Here is a 15,796-nt window from a genome sequence, read left to right as displayed (position 1 = left end):
CGGCAAAATGAGACTGGACTTGCGGGCATTAAGACGCTGGAGGCCAAGCGCCAGGATGCCGGCGATTTCGGCCAGATCGTTGTGCGGAGATATTGTCGTCATGCTGAAGCCCTCCGCCGAGAGCTACTCAACAAGTTTGATGGCCGTATCGGTTGTAATAGTGATTTTAAGGGAGGAAAACGGCCAGCAGTTAAACTGGACAGCGAATCTAATGGCGGCGAATGCACCTAAGTATCTGCCGTTGTGGGCAATTGTTAACGAGTGGGCCGGATCCAGCGGCGAACCGGCTCTCCTTGTTGTCCGCCGGATAGGCGAGTGGGCCATCATGGATGGCTTCGCATCCGACGCCTTCATCCATCAAAATGGTACTGTGATCTCACGAATCGATATTTACGCGTCCTGCATGGCAGTCGCTGATTCGAGCCCACATTCGAATGGCCGATGGAATACACGGGTTGCCGAGGGGGCGTTGGTCAGCGGTGCGAGTGTCGTCGAATTTTGCAAATCGAATGACGTAGCTCGTCCAAGATCACTGGCCGAGCCCGCTCGTTTCACCTGGCGCGCCAAATCGCCAAAACACGGAGCGCCGCCACCCTGCGCAGGAGCAAGCGAACGGGTAACGCAGATGGAAGCTGCCGAGAGCGCGGAGGGATCGATGAATACTATGACATCGATGTTGTATGGCGAAGAATACGGGTTAATGGGCTCGGATCCGATGCCCTCGGCGCCCAACTTCCGCGGAGATGCTCTTGAACGCTGGTCGAGATATACGGTCATGGCTCAGGGCTATATCGATCTAAGTAAGCGGCCGGGGTTGCAGGATCGCCTTGATGCCCTTGTTCGTGGCTGGGAGAAGGCCTCGCATCAGCCGACAGCGGAGCAATTGAGCGTTCCGGGCGCTGCGGAAGAATCGAAAGAGCCGAGGGAGGTCAAGGTCGGTCGGCCCAAGGGGCGCGCTTATCAAATGTCCGACGACAAGCTTCTCATTAAGATGAAGGAGGCGCACGAGAAGGAGGGAGGCTCGATTGCGGCGATTGCCAGCAGGTTCGCCGAGCAGGCCGAGGGCGGCGGCACCCACGCCAGCAAAGCAAGGCGGCTGTCGACCGCCTTTCTCAAAGATAATCCCCGCTAGCGGCATATTTCGGAGTTTCGCTGCGTTAAACTCCCAAGACATTATCCAACAGAATTGATCTTGCTTCTTTGCCCGCAGCACGCGGCGAGGAGAGATCATGAAGATTTTCAATACCTGTACGATGCGAGCTGGATCCAGGAACGGACCATGAAGCGGCATTGGATGCCGCTTTACATCGCAGATTACCTGGCCGGCACAGCGCATCTCACCACTGCGGAGCACGGCGCCTACCTTCTGCTGATCATGCATTACTGGTCGAAGGGGGCGCCGCCCATCAGCGACGAGGTTGCACGTCGCGTCACCCGGATGACCAACCACCAATGGTCCAAATCGCTGCCCGTTCTAAAGTCTTTCTTTTTGGAAGACTGGCGTCACGAGCGGCTAGAGGGCGAATTGGTCCAAGTTGCTGAAAGATCTAAGGCGAATTCTGCAAACGCACGAAAGTCGCATCTGTCTCGCAGCAATCTTGCATCTGATCCGCAACACACAACCACAATCTACAATCAGATTATAAACGATGAAGAGGGAACGCGAGGCGCGTCAGCTGCAGAAATTGAACCGGCAAGCGAAGCGACATCGCTCGCACTTGCGTTCCTGAAAGCCGCTGGCCTTGCCGACCAATCGAAACTTTCTCCCGGCTGGTACGGCCTCAACGGTCGGGCCGCCATGTGGATAGCCGCCGGCTATTCAAATGCGATGATTGTCGAAGAGACCAAGCTCGTCGTTCAGCGCTCTACTGACCTTAAGCCAATCGCGTACTTCGAAAAGGCTTTCGCGACGGCATACGCCCGTCAGCGGCGGCCTCTGCCTGTCACAACCACACCCCCACCGGAGCAAGCAAATGCCGGACAACGACGACCTCACAAACAAGGACGGATCTACGATGCCCTCGACGGACAAATCGCCCTCGCAAGAGCCTTCGAACAAACTGACCGCGGTGGAGGCGCTGCTGGCTGCTCAGAAGCTTCTCGGATGCTTCCGACAGGGCGATGCGAATGACCCTGTTGTGTATGGATCTGCTATTGCGGCGGTGTTGTCGGAGTACCCTCGTGAGGTCGTGATGTACGTCTGCCACCCTTTCACGGGACTTCCCTCAACGAACACGTTCATGCCCAGCGTGTTTGAGGTCAAAGCGGCTTGCGACGAAAGGTCCTCTTGGCTAGCGAAGCTCGAAAAGCACCGCAATTGGGGTAGTTCGGCCATTGAAGCGCGTAAGGTCGCAATAGCAGGGCCAAAGGAGGTCAGACCTACGCGTGCCGATCTAATCGAAAAGTACGGCAAGGGCTTTGGACTAGACGAGGAACCGCCTCAGCTGCTCTCAGCAAGCCCTGCCTTCACGCCTGTGACGCTTAGCGACCACTATGCGGTGTACCGCCTCGGATTTGTGAAGCGAACTCCGAGCAAACCAGGGAGCTCCGTCGTGAAGCCAGCCTGCGACGGCGCAACTCGGTCCACTGTGACCAAGATGCAGACGCTAAATCGCCTTGCGAAGTGGGTAATTGCTCGGCTGCCTCGGATCTGAAGTGCCCACAGGTTCATGAGCCCGATGGCATGCTTAGGCATATCATCGGGCTCTCGCATGAGAGGTGATCAAAAGCAGCCTGAGGCATCGGACCGGTTAGGGTGTTTCATCCAGAAAGAGTCTGACCTCAATCCAGAAAGCCCATCAGCGCGCACACCGGTGATCAAGATGGCAATAATGGCATCGGACTGGTTAGGCTGCTCACGCAGGGAGGAATAGTCCCCGTCCTGGCAGAGCTTGCTCTCGGGGGGGGGGGTATCAAAACTCTACGGCCTAGGGGCATCGGACCGGTTAGGGTCGTACACGCAGAAAAAGTTGGTTTTTTAAAACTAAAAGCCCACTGCTGCGCGCGATCTGCAACCGACCATCCAACGGAAATTAATACAGAAAGCCATCTGAAAAGTCGGCTCTAAGCACTAGGCCAGCCTTTTAGCTCGCCATCAATCACGGGCTGATTCTGGCGCTAAGCGAGCGTCTGCAGGGTGGCCGCTGGGTCATGTTCTTCAAACGAATTCTGATCTGTTAGGCCAAAATAGATCTGACTAACTCTCGTTCTGAAAGAATGAAGTCGAAGAATGCCGCTATGCGCGGAACGTGTCTGAGATCAGGATGCGTCAGCAGGCGCCAACTTCGTGACAATTCGGCAATTGGCCCGAGCACACGTACCAAATCGGGCTCCGCATCGCCTAAAGACGCGGGGAGCGGCCCGATGCCAATTCCCGACTTCACGGCATAGATGAGGCCCAGCACACTGGTCGTACGTGCGGCCATCTTTGAACCCGGCGCCACGTTGCGAAGCCAGACTGATGCGCGGTGCGCGCTTAGCGTTTCGTCGAAGCCGACAATGTGATGGTTCGGAAGATCATTCACTGTCGCTGGCTTGCCATGCAGTTCGATGTAACTGTGGCTTGCGTAAACGGCCCAAATCGAATCGGCGACCTTGCGGCCTACAAGTTCGTCGTCGGTATCGCCGGACCGAAAGGCAACATCCGCCTCGCTTTTCGACAAGTCGAGGTATCGGTCGCTCGTCACAAATTCGATCCGGAGCTTTGGATGGAGGGCTTGGAAGCGTTCGATCAGCGAGGATTTCGCCATGCGGCCGATGATCGGCTCCGGGCAGGTCACGCGGATGACACCGGTCAGATCATGAACCTCATCGTTGACCCGTCGCTCGAAATCAGTCACCGCAGCTTCGATGCGTTCGGCGTGGGGAAGCAACTCCTCGCCAAATTTCGTCAGGCGATATCCTGACGGGTGACGCTGCACCAGGGGGCGCCCGATAGCGCGTTCCAATTCGGCGAGCCGCCTCTGAACCGTCGACTGATTTAGCCGCAGCGATTTTCCCGCCGCGATCGTGCTGCGGTGCCGGGCGACGGCCAGAAAACACTTGAGATCGTTCCAGTCAAACATGGTCCGATTATGCACTTCTGCGGCGAGGTACCGCAATCCTGCGGCTTACGATCACGCTGATAGACATCTAGGCTTTGACGCGCCGCCAACCCGGTTTGCGGCCTGCCGACCTCGGGAGAGACTGATGAAGGGCCCTCGACGGATACTGATTTCAAGGATCGTCGCGATCGGTCTCGCGTTGTCGGCCATCGCGCAGCCCGTCAGGGCTGAATGCCCGCAACCGATTAAGATCATTGTGTCTTATCCGCCCGGGTCGCCAGACGATATGATCGCGCGATTGCTGGCGCAAAAGCTCTCCGAAGCCGGCAAGCAGTCTCATGTCGAAAACCTCCCCGGAGCCGGCGGGATGATTGGCACCGCGACGGCCGCTCGGGCGTTGCCCGATGGCTGCACAATGGTCATCGTGAACCAGAACTTCGTCGTTCAGTCCGCCATGGGTGTGAAGCTCTCCTACCAGGTTCCCGACAGTCTCGCGCCGGTCACGCTGCTGGTTGCTGCCCCGGAAACGATTGCGGTCAACCCGGCCTTGCCTGCAACCAACATCAAGGAACTCATCGCGCTGGTAAAGGCGAACCCTGGCAAGTACAATTACGCCTCGCCTGGCTATGGTTCATCGCCACATTTGGCAAGCGAGCGACTTTTTAAACAGACTCTTGGTCTTGACGTGGTGCACGTCCCCTTTCAGGGCGGGCCTCCGGCCGTGACTTCGACGGTTGCCGGCCATACCCAGCTTCTGCATCTCACACTTCCGATCGTCGCTCCTCTCGTACGCGACGGCAAGCTTCGTCTGCTGGCCGTTGCCAGCAAGACGCGTGCCCCGGAATTTCCCGATGTTCCTACGCTGGAGGAGTCAGGCATACCGAGCCATGAGGTCGAATTTTGGAATGGGCTCATGCTTCCCAAGGAGACCCCGGACGACAAAATCGATTTTAGGCAACGGCAGATCGGTCGGATCATGGCGTTGCAGGACGTGCAAGATCGGCTGGCGACGCTGGGCTACACGCCGGTGAATGGCCCGCCGAACGTATTCGCTGCGCATCTGCAGACTGAGGTGGACAAGTGGAGAGCGATAGTCCGCGACGGTCAGGTCAAACCAGAATGATCCCGTCCAGAACAAGAGTTCGAAAGGGCCTGCCATGAATTGCGAGTCTTCCACCGGCAACGGGGGTGCCACCGCGGCAATGCAGGTGCATTGGGACAACGCAGCCCAAGGCTGGCGGAACTCCGGCTCGGTCATTCGGCCCTGGTTGCGGCAAGCGACGCAGGCCATGCTCGGAATGGCCGACGTGAAGCCGGGAAGCCACGTCCTCGATGTGGCCGCCGGGGCGGGCGATCAGACCCTGGATATCGCGGAGCGAGTCGGTCCCCGGGGCTACGTATTGGCCACCGATCTATCGCCAGAGATTCTCAGGTTCGCAGCGCAGGAGGCTGCCACTGCGGGACACGGCCATGTCGAGACCCGCATGTCGGACGGACAAGTATTGCAGATCGAGGACTCTAGCTTCGATGCGGTGGTCTGCCGACTCGGACTAATGTTATTCCCCGATCCACTACAGGGGTTGCGCGAAATGGCGCGCGTGCTGAAGCCCGGCGGCGGCGTCTGTACGATAGTTTTCGGAGCGCCGGAGGCGAATCCCTGCGTGACTACGCTAATGACGATCGCGCTGAACCACGCTGGTTTGCCGTCACGCGACCCGTTTCGGCCCGGCGGACTGCTCAGTCTTGGCAGGTCAGGTCTGATTGATGACTTGTTCAAGAAGGCAGGATTTCGCGAAATCGCAACGGCCAGGATCGCCGCGCCGTTTTCCCTTCCTTCCGTCAAGGACTACATGGCTTTCATCCGGACATCGGCGGCACCGATCGTGCAGATTGTGAATGACCTTGACGCCGAGAAAGCAGAAGCCGCATGGGCCGATATGGAGAGGGCCCTTGGCCGTTATGAAACGTCAAATGGCTGGGAAGGCCCCAATGAACTGTTGTTGACGGCGGCAAGGAGGCCGTTGATAGGGGCATCCTGAGTTCAGTGTATTAAACAGACGCTTTTGGGCCAATCAGGATGAATATCATTAGCGACATCTTTGGGATGGCGAGGTCAACCTGCTCAATCAGCGGTCAAGCCACGGCGCAGGACGGCAAGCCATCGCGCTGAGCGTCATGCTGGCTGCAAGCGTCCCGCTGTTCGGCCCTGGTGTTAGTTGTTCGGCGGCAAATGACGGCTTCTGGCGCGATGCGGCCCTAGCTGCAGGGGAGCGGCCGGGGGCGCCAAAACTACAAGGGATAGGGCATCGGACCGGTAGGGTGGTTCATGCAGAAAGAAACAAAAGCTCAATACGGAAAGCCATCTGTGCGTGATGCGGCCAGCGCAAATGCGTGGTGGCGAGGAATGAGGGCGCAGCTCGGTGGTTCACCAGCTGCGCGGGAAGCTGTGGCTCTTGCTATTTGCCGATGCCAGAGATGTTTGGGGGCACAAACTCTAGGGAGTAGGGGCGCGGGACCGGTTAGGGTGGTCCACACGCAAAAAGTCGGTTTTTAACAACTAAAAGCCCACTTGCTCCCGATCCGTCAACGCGTCTGATGCCAGCGAAAAGTTCGGCGGAATTAATACAAAAAGCCACTCCCGTTGTTTTGCCGTCGGCCGTCTCTACTGCTCATAACGTGCCGCCTGCATAGATGCTGTCAAAGCATGGGATGACCGCGTAACCACAGAGTCAGACGATACAAGCGACCGCTGCTTCGAAACGCTCGCGCGTCAAAGCGGCTACCCTATGCAATCGCCCTAGATCTCGATCGCCAATCGGCAGGCTGAAATCATGATGCGCATCGCATCAGAATTTGGATTTAGGCCGGCGAGCACGAGCAGGATCTCAGTGCCAGACGAGAGCCGTCTGCCCTTGTTTGATCAGTCCACAGTTTTGCGAGCATCGGAATGATCGACATGAACGGGAAGCGAACGAGAGCTCGGCGGCGGCTTCAAAGGATGCTTGCTGATCTTGCAAAAGAGCGTAGGCCGGGCGATTAACGCTGAGATCGTGTTAGCCCTTGTACTACGCCGCTCTTACTTCCCGCAAAAATGCATCGACCTGCGTCTTCAAATCTTTGCCGCTCTGCGATAGGTCCGCGGCGGATTCCACGACGCGTGAAGCGGCGGCACCGGTTTCGCGAGCGGCTTCATTGACCCCGACGATGTTTTCCGAAACTTCGCCGGTGCCGCGGGCGGCGTCGGCGACGTTGCGGGCGATCTCCAGGGTAGCCGCGCCTTGTTCTTCGACCGCGGCAGCAATCGCACTGGCGATCTCGCTGACCTTGCCGATGGTCGCGGTAATGCCCTGGATCGACCCCACCGACTGCCGCGTGGCGTTCTGGATCGCGCTGACCTGCGCCGATATTTCGTCGGTCGCCTTGGACGTCTGCGTCGCCAGTGCTTTCACTTCGGACGCGACTATCGCAAAGCCGCGGCCGGCTTCGCCAGCACGCGCCGCCTCGATGGTGGCGTTGAGCGCCAGCAAATTGGTCTGCGCAGCAATCTCGCTGATCAAGTTTACCACATCACCGATCTTTTGCGCGGCGGCGGCGAGGCTCTGGACTTCGGCATTAGTGGCGTTGGCCTGGTTAACGGCGTCGCCTGCAACGCGGGCGGATTCATTGACCTGCTGGGCGATCTCGCTGATCGAGGCATTGAGCTCCTCGATCGCGGCGGCGACGGCCTGCGCGCCTTGGGTGGCAACTTCAGAAGCGGCGGCGACTGCGGCAGTCTGGCGGGTAGCGTCGGAGGCGGTGGCGGCCATGGACTGCGCGGTGCTGCGGAGTTCGCCGGCCGCGGATCCCACGGCGTCAACCACGCCGCCGACACCGGACTCGAACCTCGCCGCCAGCGCATTCATACTATCGCGGCGCTCCACCTGGCTGCGTTCGCGCTGCTGCTCCTGCGCCGCGCGCAATTGATCCGTCTCGATCAGGCCTTCCTTGAAGATTGCCACGGCGCCGGCCATGGAGCCGATCTCGTCCTTGCGGCCGGCGCCGGGAATCGCCACCGCATGGTTGCCGGCAGCTATGGCGCGCATCGCCGCTTCCAGCGTGCGGATCGGTTTCGCCATGCCGCGACCGACAAAGGTCGCGATGCCCGCCGCCAGCAGCAGCACGCACACAGAAGCGATGACCAGCCAAGTCAGCGCGCTGCGCGTCAGCGCCGCGTAGGCGGTTACATCGCGCACGATCTCGAACACCGCAACCGGCTGATCCGAGAAGTTCCTGATGACCCCGAAAGTGGTGGCCGAGGGACGCCCGTTGGTTTCGCCGAACTGGATCACTGTCTCACCGCCCATGGCGCGGCGGATGGCGGAACTGTCAGCGGTCGCACCGGTCAGCGTTGTGGCGAGCGTCTTGGTGGACTGCCCGTCGAGCTGATGGATCGCGACGTCCAACTTGAAGCGGCTCTTCATGCTGTTGACGAATGTCTTACCGAACGGCGCGCCAATATCGACCGTGCCGACCACAGTATTGCCGTCGCGCATCGGACTGGTGCCAAAAATGTTTAGCACATCGCGCCCGGCCTCGATGCCGCCGACGGCCTTCCCGGTATTCATCACTTGCACAACCATCTTGCGTCGCGCCGACAAGTCGTCGTCGAAGGCGGTGACATTGTGGGCGCGCGCAAAGGCGACAGCCGGCGGAATTTGGATGGTGATCAGTTCTAGGCCGCTCGGCGTGATCCGCTGCATGGCTTCCTTGAGTAATGCGAGCGTGCCGGCCCGGTCCCTGGCGCGCACCACATCCTTGAGCTGCGGCATCGACGCCAGCGCGTCCGCGACGGCAAGCGCGGCCCGTGTGTCAGCGTTGAGCGCGGCGGTCAAGTTGGCGTAGTCGTTCTGCGATTCCCGGTTCAGCGCGACATCGACGATGGCCTGTTGTTGCCATGAGCTGAAGGCAGCAACGACGCCGCAGGCACCAGCCGCCACTAGCGTGATTGCGAGGACCATACGTGCTGAAATGGACGTGAGTGTCTGCATGTCGCCCCTCGACCCCCCCCGAAATAAACTTTTTGCTGCACCGCTAATATCCCACAACAGTTAGGGAGTTAGCGTGAAGAAGGTATTAAGGGATACCCGGCTGAACTGTATGATCGCCAGTACCTCGCTCAGCGACGGAGGGGGGGTATCAAAACTCTGAGGGGAAGGGGCATGGGACCGGTTAGGGTGGTCTACACGCAAAAAGTTGTTTCTTTAATCTGAAAAGCCCACTTGCTGGGCGTAATCCGCACCCGAGCATTCAACGGAAATAATACAAAAGCCACCTCGCGTTTCGGATACGCCTTCGGCCATGGACCGCTTCTGGCGCGAAGCGGTCAGTCATGGACATGTCCGCTCTTAGGGGCAGTACAGACATGCCGGGGCTAAGACTGAGGTCGCCATTTGACCCATAGCGGACCTGAATTAATGGCTTCCGAGAAATTCAGCTTTTGACCGGTAGCGGACAGATAGGGAACGGAGGCGCTGGCGAACGACACCCGGGTCCGTAGTTTGAAGGTGTCAGCCTTTTGAATTCCCGAGTTTCACCTGTGGGCGTCCTCAGATTCTATGTCGTCCTACTAACAAGATTACAGATTTTACAGCTAATTAACACGTTAATGGAAAGGTGATGCCTATCTGCATCCCCTTCGAAGAGATTTGCGGCCCGATGAGTTCCGTCCGCCGAGAACACGCTGCCCTACAATTGCCGATTTGGGCTGCAGTCTTCCTAACGCTCATTTGCGTTGCGATCTTCGCTATGAGTAGCTGGCGGGAATGGTCCACGAGGAACGCTGAGCTAAAGAATACAGAAATCGACATGGCAAACCTTGCGCAGTCGCTCGCGCAACACGCCGCCGATACATTCGAACTGGCCGACACGGTTCTCAATGGCGTCGTCCATCGACTTGAAGTCGACGGCAATGGCCGCGAAGCCATCACGCGGCTTCAGACCTTCATCGATATGCGCAGACCAAAACTGGGCCGTATCCGCGGCCTGTTCGTCTACGACGAGACCGGACGTTGGCTCGCAACGACCGAACCGGTGAGCCTGAACGGTCTGAACAACAGCGATCGGGAATATTTTCGCCGTCACGCTGAATCAGACGATCGCGGTTTGCTGATCGGCCGGCCTGTAAAAAGTCGTTCCGGCGGACAATGGATCATTACCGCCTCAAAGCGTTTCAACCATCCAGACGGCTCCTTTGCGGGCGTCGTGTTGGCCACCGTTGACGTCGCATACTTCGTGAAATTCTTTGATAGATTTGATCTCGGAAAGAAGGGCGCGGTTTCTCTCCTCAGTGCCGATGGCATCATGCTCGCGCGCAGCCCCGATGATGGAACTTATGTCGGACGGGATTTGTCGAACACACCGTTGTTTAAGGATCGTGCCGCGCGTCCAGCGTCGGGCGCGTATTATTTCACATCGCCCCTGGATGGAGTCCAACGGCTGAGTTTCTACAGGACGAGCGAGCATTTTCCCCTTCTGATCCTAGCTACCAAAGCACAGGATGAGGTGCTGGCCCCGTGGCGCAAGGATGCCGCCGTGCGAATGACATTCGTCCTCGCACTGCTGCTCATAATTGCCGTCATTGGCGTCTTTTTCGTTCGGCAATTGCAGGTGCGTCAACGAATGGCCGCTGAACTTGTAGCCAAAGAGGCGGACTTTCGCTTGCTCGCTGAGGAATCCAGCGACATGGTCACTCGCATCGGAATGGATGAGCGCATTCAATATGTTTCGCCGTCATCGAGCCGGGTGGTGGGCTGGCCACCGGAACAGCTAATGGGGACGCCGGCGCTGGCGGGCGTGAACGCGGAAGATCTCCCGAGGGTAAAGGCGCTGGTGGCAGCCTTGAAGCGGGGCGAAGAAGAAGACGCCCGGATCGTGTATCGCAGCCGTCATCGGGAGAAAGCGGAGGTATGGATCGAATCCACCATGCGCGTCACCAGGGAGTATGAAACGGGAGCCATCAACGGCGTCGTCGCGATATCGCGCGATATGACGGAGCATAAAGACCTTGAGCAGAAGCTGTCTTCGCTTGCGACCTTAGATGGCCTAACCGGAATAGCCAATCGCCGACATTTCGACGAACAACTGGAGAGGGAATGGGCAAGGGCGCGACGGGATGGCACTCCATTGTCACTGCTAATGATCGACGTCGATCATTTCAAGAAATACAATGATCGATACGGACATCAGGCTGGTGACGTTTGCCTGAAGTCTGTTGCGCAGGCGCTGGCCGCAGCGGCTCGACGACCCGCCGACGTAGCGGCAAGATACGGCGGAGAAGAGTTTATTCTGCTTTTGCCCGATACCGATCGCGCCGGATGCGAACTGATGGGAAGCAAGATCAGGGACTCTCTTGCCGTCCTTGGCATCGATCATCAGGCGAACCTCCCATCCCAAAAAGTGACCGTGAGCATCGGAGGCGCAATAGCTTTCGTCCAAGACGCCAAAGCGTCAAGCTCATGGCTGGTCGAGGCAGCAGATCGAGCACTGTATGTTGCGAAGGATGAGGGGCGCGATCGACTAGTGACGTCGGGCACAATAGTAGAGTTGTCGAAGGGAAGGAATGCCTAAGGCCCTCGGAACCATCAAGAACACCACGGTCTCGACTGATGGAACAATCGGCCACCTTCATAGCGCTACCAAGTACCTGCGAACCGCCAAGTGACCTAAGATCAATCTCTTCCGCTATTGGCACGTCGTGGTGCTGCTGCGCAGCAGCACGTCGACTATCGATGCAGAGCGGACTCTGGCGCGGCATCAGCCTGGCGGATTTATGGTTTCATGGCCTAGGGCCTTTTGGTGGCCGCTCCGAGATGAAGGGGGGGGGTGAAAACTCACAGGGTTAGGGGCGTCGGACCGGTTAGGGTGGTCCGCACGCAAAATATTTGGTTTTTTAATCCGAAAGCCCACCTGCCGGCAGCATCTGCAACCGAGCAATCAGCGGAACTAATACATATAGCGACCTCTCGTTTTAGGGCTACATCGACCACGGGCCGCTATGACGCAACAGATGGACAAACTTGCCGCCGAGGCCGCCCGGCCGACGGAGGCCGCGCCGTCGGCGGCTGGGTTGGCCGATCCCCTGCCCGAAGCCAAGTGGGACGCCGTGCTGCGCAGCCGCGCAGCCGCGCTGGGGGCGTGCCGATCCAGAGCCGCCGGCTGGCGGAGATTTCGCGCCATCTGCAGCTGGTGTGATGCCGGCGCTGCGACCGCACCATTGAGATCCAGACCGCCGACGCCGTCAGGCTGTATGGCCCGCATAGCACTTGGAAGGAGGTGGGCCGCAAGCTGCTCGACACCAATTGCACGTAGCGCACCGGCAGCCATGAGGACGACGGCTGCTGGCACGGCAATCGGCCGAGTTGCGCAGCCAAGGGGGTAGAAATGATACGCCGCGCCGACAACCTCGCCTGCCGTAGCTGGAACGAACGGATGGGGGAGCGTCGGCGAACCGATCGATCCCTCGCCAACCGTCGACCAGCCATCCATGGCGGCTATCCGTGGCTCGAAATCGAATGCGCGCGCTGCAAGACGCCGAGCGACGTCGATCTGGCGGCGCTACATCATTCGCCGACCACCTGCGTGCCACAACTGGCTAGGATTTTTCGCACACCAATCAGCACGCCGGCTAACATGCTTTGATCCACGCTCCGGTCTGCTCTATCCTGATGATCGTACCCCTATTAATTCGTAAGGCCCTCCATTTATGCAATCGCCGTCCGAAGAGAAAAAACCTCGCTTTCTGAACCGGACCGGAGGCCTCTCGGACCTAATCGCCGCCTTCGATTGGGCGTCGACCCCGATCGGACCGGTCGAGCAATGGCCGGCGCATGTCAGCACGATCACCGCTCTCGCGCTAAATTCGGAAATTCCCATGTTGATGCTCTGGGGACCGAGCGGTGTCATGATATATAACGATGCCTACGCCGTGTTCGCCGGGCGCCGCCATCCCCAGTTGCTCGGCTCGGACGTTTTACAAGGCTGGCCCGAAGTCGCGGATTTTAACCGGAACGTCCTTGAAGTCGTCCGGGGGCAGGGCAAGACACTCGCTTATCGCGACCAGCATTTAATTCTTTGGCGCAACGGACAGGCCGAGGACGTTTTCGTCAATCTGGACTACAGCCCCGTCTTAGACGCTAACGGCAACCCCGCAGGCGTCCTTGCGCTCGTCCGTGAGACCACCGAACGCGTCTACACCGAGCAACGGCTCCGGATCGCCCAGCAGGCGGGTCACGTAGGGACCTTCGAATGGTACCCCGAGTCCGGAAAGCTCGACGTTTCCGATGAATACAGGCGGATTTGGGGGCTCGGTCCGGACGTGACGGCGACGGACAAGCTGTTGGTGGGAATGCTTCATCCGGATGACCGGGAACTCGCTGGACCATCGAAGACGGCGATGGATAACCCGCTCGAGTACGCCGAATACCGGCGCATCGACCCGGCCACCGGTGAGATCCGTTGGATCGCCAGGCGCGGAGAAGCCGTCTCGACGCTAGGCACGACAGGAAGACGCTTCGTCGGCATCGCCTACGACATCACCGACATAAAAGAGGCTCGACGGCTCACTGACTTGAGCGAGGCCAAATGGCGCGGTCTCTTCGAACAGATGAACGAGGGATTCTTCGTCGGCGAGGCGGTCCGCAATGGCGCCGGCCGCATAGTGGATTTCATCTTCGCAGAGATTAATCCAGCCTTCGAGGTTCAAACTGGCATCGCGATCAAAGCCGCGTTCGGTCGATCCATGCGCGAAGTGGTCCCCGAAATCCAGGACGAACTGATCGACACATATGCGAGGGTTGTCGACACGGGGGAAGCAGCGCAATTCGAAGTACACGTCCCGATGCTAGGAAAATGGTTTGAAGCTCGCGCGCGAAAAGCGGAAGGTGATCGTTTCGCCGTCCTATTCCTTGACGTTACGAACCGAAAAAAAGCCGAACAGGAAGTTTCCGCGAGTGCCGCGCGCTTCCAATTGCTGGCGCAATCGATGCCGAACCACGTTTGGACGTCGCAACCCGATGGCCGGCTCGACTGGTTCAACGATCGCGTCTACGCATTCGCGGGCGCTCAGCCAAGCTCATTGGACGGAGCGGGTTGGGCGGTGATGGTCCATCCGGAAGACATTCCGCAAGCCGCCGCAGCTTGGGCCAGTGCGCAGCAAGCAGGCGAGGCTTACGAAACGAAATTCCGCCTGCGCCGGCATGATGGAACCTATCGTTGGCATATCGCGCGGGCCGTTCCGATCAAGGGCGTATCCGGCGCGATTGAGTCCTGGGTCGGAAGCAATACCGACATCGAGGACCAGATAGCCGCGGAGAGCCGTCTGGCAGAACTCGCCGAAACGCTGGAACAGCGCGTCGAGGAGCGTACGGCCGAATTGACAAAGACTCAGGACGCGCTGCGGCAGAGCCAGAAGATGGAGGCGATCGGCAACCTGACTGGCGGCGTGGCCCACGACTTCAATAATTTGCTCCACGTCGTGTCCGGCAATCTGCAACTTCTGACAAAGGATATAGCCGGCAACGAGCGCGCGGAACGCCGTGTGGCCAATGCGCTGGCCGGCGTCAGCCGGGGCGCCAAACTCGCGAGCCAGTTGCTCGCGTTCGGACGCCGATCAGCGTTGCAGCCGAAGGTCGTCAACATCGGCCGCTTCGTCTCTGGGATTGACGACATGCTTCGTCGCGCACTTGGCGAGGCGATCGAGGTCGAGACCGTCGTCGCCGGCGGCCTATGGAATACGCTGATCGATCCACCCCAGATCGAGAACGCCCTTCTCAACCTTGCCATTAATGCCCGTGACGCTATGGATGGCACAGGCAAGCTAACGATCGAAGCAGGCAATGCGTTTTTGGACGATGCCTACGTGCGCGGTGAGGATGTCGCCGCCGGACAGTATGTCATGTTGGCGGTCACCGACACCGGCTCTGGCATGACGCCGGACGTGATGGCGCAGGTGTTCGAGCCATTCTTTTCTACAAAGCCTGAAGGGAAGGGCACCGGCCTCGGCTTGTCGATGGTCTACGGCTTCGTCAAGCAATCGGGAGGCCACGTCCGAATCTACAGTGAGCCGGGCAGCGGCACGACCGTAAAAATTTATCTGCCGCGGGTGAACGAGAGCGAAGATGTCCTCGCGTCTCCCGATGCGGGGCTTGCCAGCGGCGGAAGCGAGACCATTTTAGTCGCCGAGGACGATGAGGAGGTCCGCGCGACCGTTGTCGAGACGCTGAAGGATTTGGGCTACCGAGTGCTGACGGCGCACGACGCGTCGAGCGCGTTGACTGTGATCGAGAGCGGAGTGGCGATCGATCTGCTCTTCACTGACGTCGTGATGCCGGGCACGCTCAGGAGTCCGGATCTTGCGAGGAAGGCAAAGCAACGGATTCCAGATATTGCGGTGCTTTTCACGTCGGGATACACGGAGAACGCGATCGTCCACGGCGGTCGGCTAGACGCCGGCGTCGAGCTTCTCTCGAAGCCGTATTCGCGGGAGATCCTTGCCGTGAAATTGCGGCAAATTTTTTCCAGGTCTGCAACGGGCCGCCGTGACTGAAAGACTCGACTTGCGGCCGAACGAAGTTCTCTTTGAAGACGATCGAGCTCCCGTAATGCCCGAGCATTCACGAGGCTTGCTAAATACGCGACGCAGAGAAGCAAGATGCGGGTGTCGTCCGCCGCACGCTCGTAGTTGTTGCGCCGCCACTTCGCATCGGTATTGGGAGGGA

Annotated in this window: 8 protein-coding genes and 1 pseudogene; 7 read left to right on the top strand and 2 right to left on the bottom strand. The window is 59.0% G+C overall.

The window, feature by feature from the left end; all coding sequences use genetic code 11:
* Window positions 1-100: 100 nt before the first annotated feature.
* The gene (locus FIU28_RS25785) at window positions 101-1,132 is read left to right on the top strand and encodes a hypothetical protein (protein WP_143575851.1); all 1,032 of its coding nucleotides are present in this window, start codon (window positions 101-103) and stop codon (window positions 1,130-1,132) included.
* Between the two features lie 147 nt (window positions 1,133-1,279).
* Window positions 1,280-2,131, top strand: coding sequence for a YdaU family protein (locus tag FIU28_RS25780; RefSeq protein WP_143575850.1), 852 nt, complete (start codon window positions 1,280-1,282; stop codon window positions 2,129-2,131).
* 1,045 nt (window positions 2,132-3,176) lie between these two features.
* On the opposite strand, the gene FIU28_RS25775 is transcribed toward FIU28_RS25780, so the two are convergent.
* Window positions 3,177-4,064: a LysR family transcriptional regulator gene (locus FIU28_RS25775; protein ID WP_143575888.1), complete on the bottom strand. Its 888-nt coding sequence runs from the start codon at window positions 4,062-4,064 to the stop codon at window positions 3,177-3,179.
* Between the two features lie 124 nt (window positions 4,065-4,188).
* On the opposite strand from FIU28_RS25775, the gene FIU28_RS25770 reads away from it, so the two are divergent.
* Both FIU28_RS25770 and FIU28_RS25765 read left to right on the top strand, forming a co-directional pair.
* The gene (locus tag FIU28_RS25770; RefSeq protein ID WP_168209977.1) at window positions 4,189-5,166 is read left to right on the top strand and encodes a Bug family tripartite tricarboxylate transporter substrate binding protein; all 978 of its coding nucleotides are present in this window, start codon (window positions 4,189-4,191) and stop codon (window positions 5,164-5,166) included.
* A 175-nt stretch (window positions 5,167-5,341) separates the two neighbouring features.
* Complete coding sequence (locus FIU28_RS25765) at window positions 5,342-6,082, top strand: class I SAM-dependent methyltransferase (RefSeq protein WP_168209976.1); 741 nt, start codon at window positions 5,342-5,344, stop codon at window positions 6,080-6,082.
* 1,026 nt (window positions 6,083-7,108) lie between these two features.
* Here FIU28_RS25765 and FIU28_RS25755 read toward each other — a convergent pair.
* A complete protein-coding gene (locus FIU28_RS25755) occupies window positions 7,109-9,070 on the bottom strand; it encodes a methyl-accepting chemotaxis protein (RefSeq protein WP_143575819.1) in 1,962 nt (653 codons plus the stop codon).
* A 667-nt stretch (window positions 9,071-9,737) separates the two neighbouring features.
* Here FIU28_RS25755 and FIU28_RS25750 point away from each other — a divergent pair.
* From FIU28_RS25750 to FIU28_RS25735, 3 genes and pseudogenes are all read left to right on the top strand, one after another.
* Window positions 9,738-11,648 carry a diguanylate cyclase domain-containing protein gene (locus tag FIU28_RS25750; RefSeq protein ID WP_143576407.1) on the top strand — a complete coding sequence of 637 codons (1,911 nt, stop codon included), beginning with the start codon at window positions 9,738-9,740 and terminating at the stop codon, window positions 11,646-11,648.
* 767 nt (window positions 11,649-12,415) lie between these two features.
* Window positions 12,416-12,686 (top strand): annotated as a pseudogene (locus FIU28_RS25740) (hypothetical protein); the annotation flags it as partial.
* Between the two features lie 97 nt (window positions 12,687-12,783).
* The gene (locus tag FIU28_RS25735; protein ID WP_168209975.1) at window positions 12,784-15,624 is read left to right on the top strand and encodes a PAS domain S-box protein; all 2,841 of its coding nucleotides are present in this window, start codon (window positions 12,784-12,786) and stop codon (window positions 15,622-15,624) included.
* Window positions 15,625-15,796 lie beyond the last annotated feature (172 nt).

This window comes from Tardiphaga sp. vice154 (assembly GCF_007018645.1).
Taxonomy (GTDB): Bacteria; Pseudomonadota; Alphaproteobacteria; order Rhizobiales; family Xanthobacteraceae; genus Tardiphaga.
This window is presented reverse-complemented; position numbering and strand designations above follow the sequence as displayed.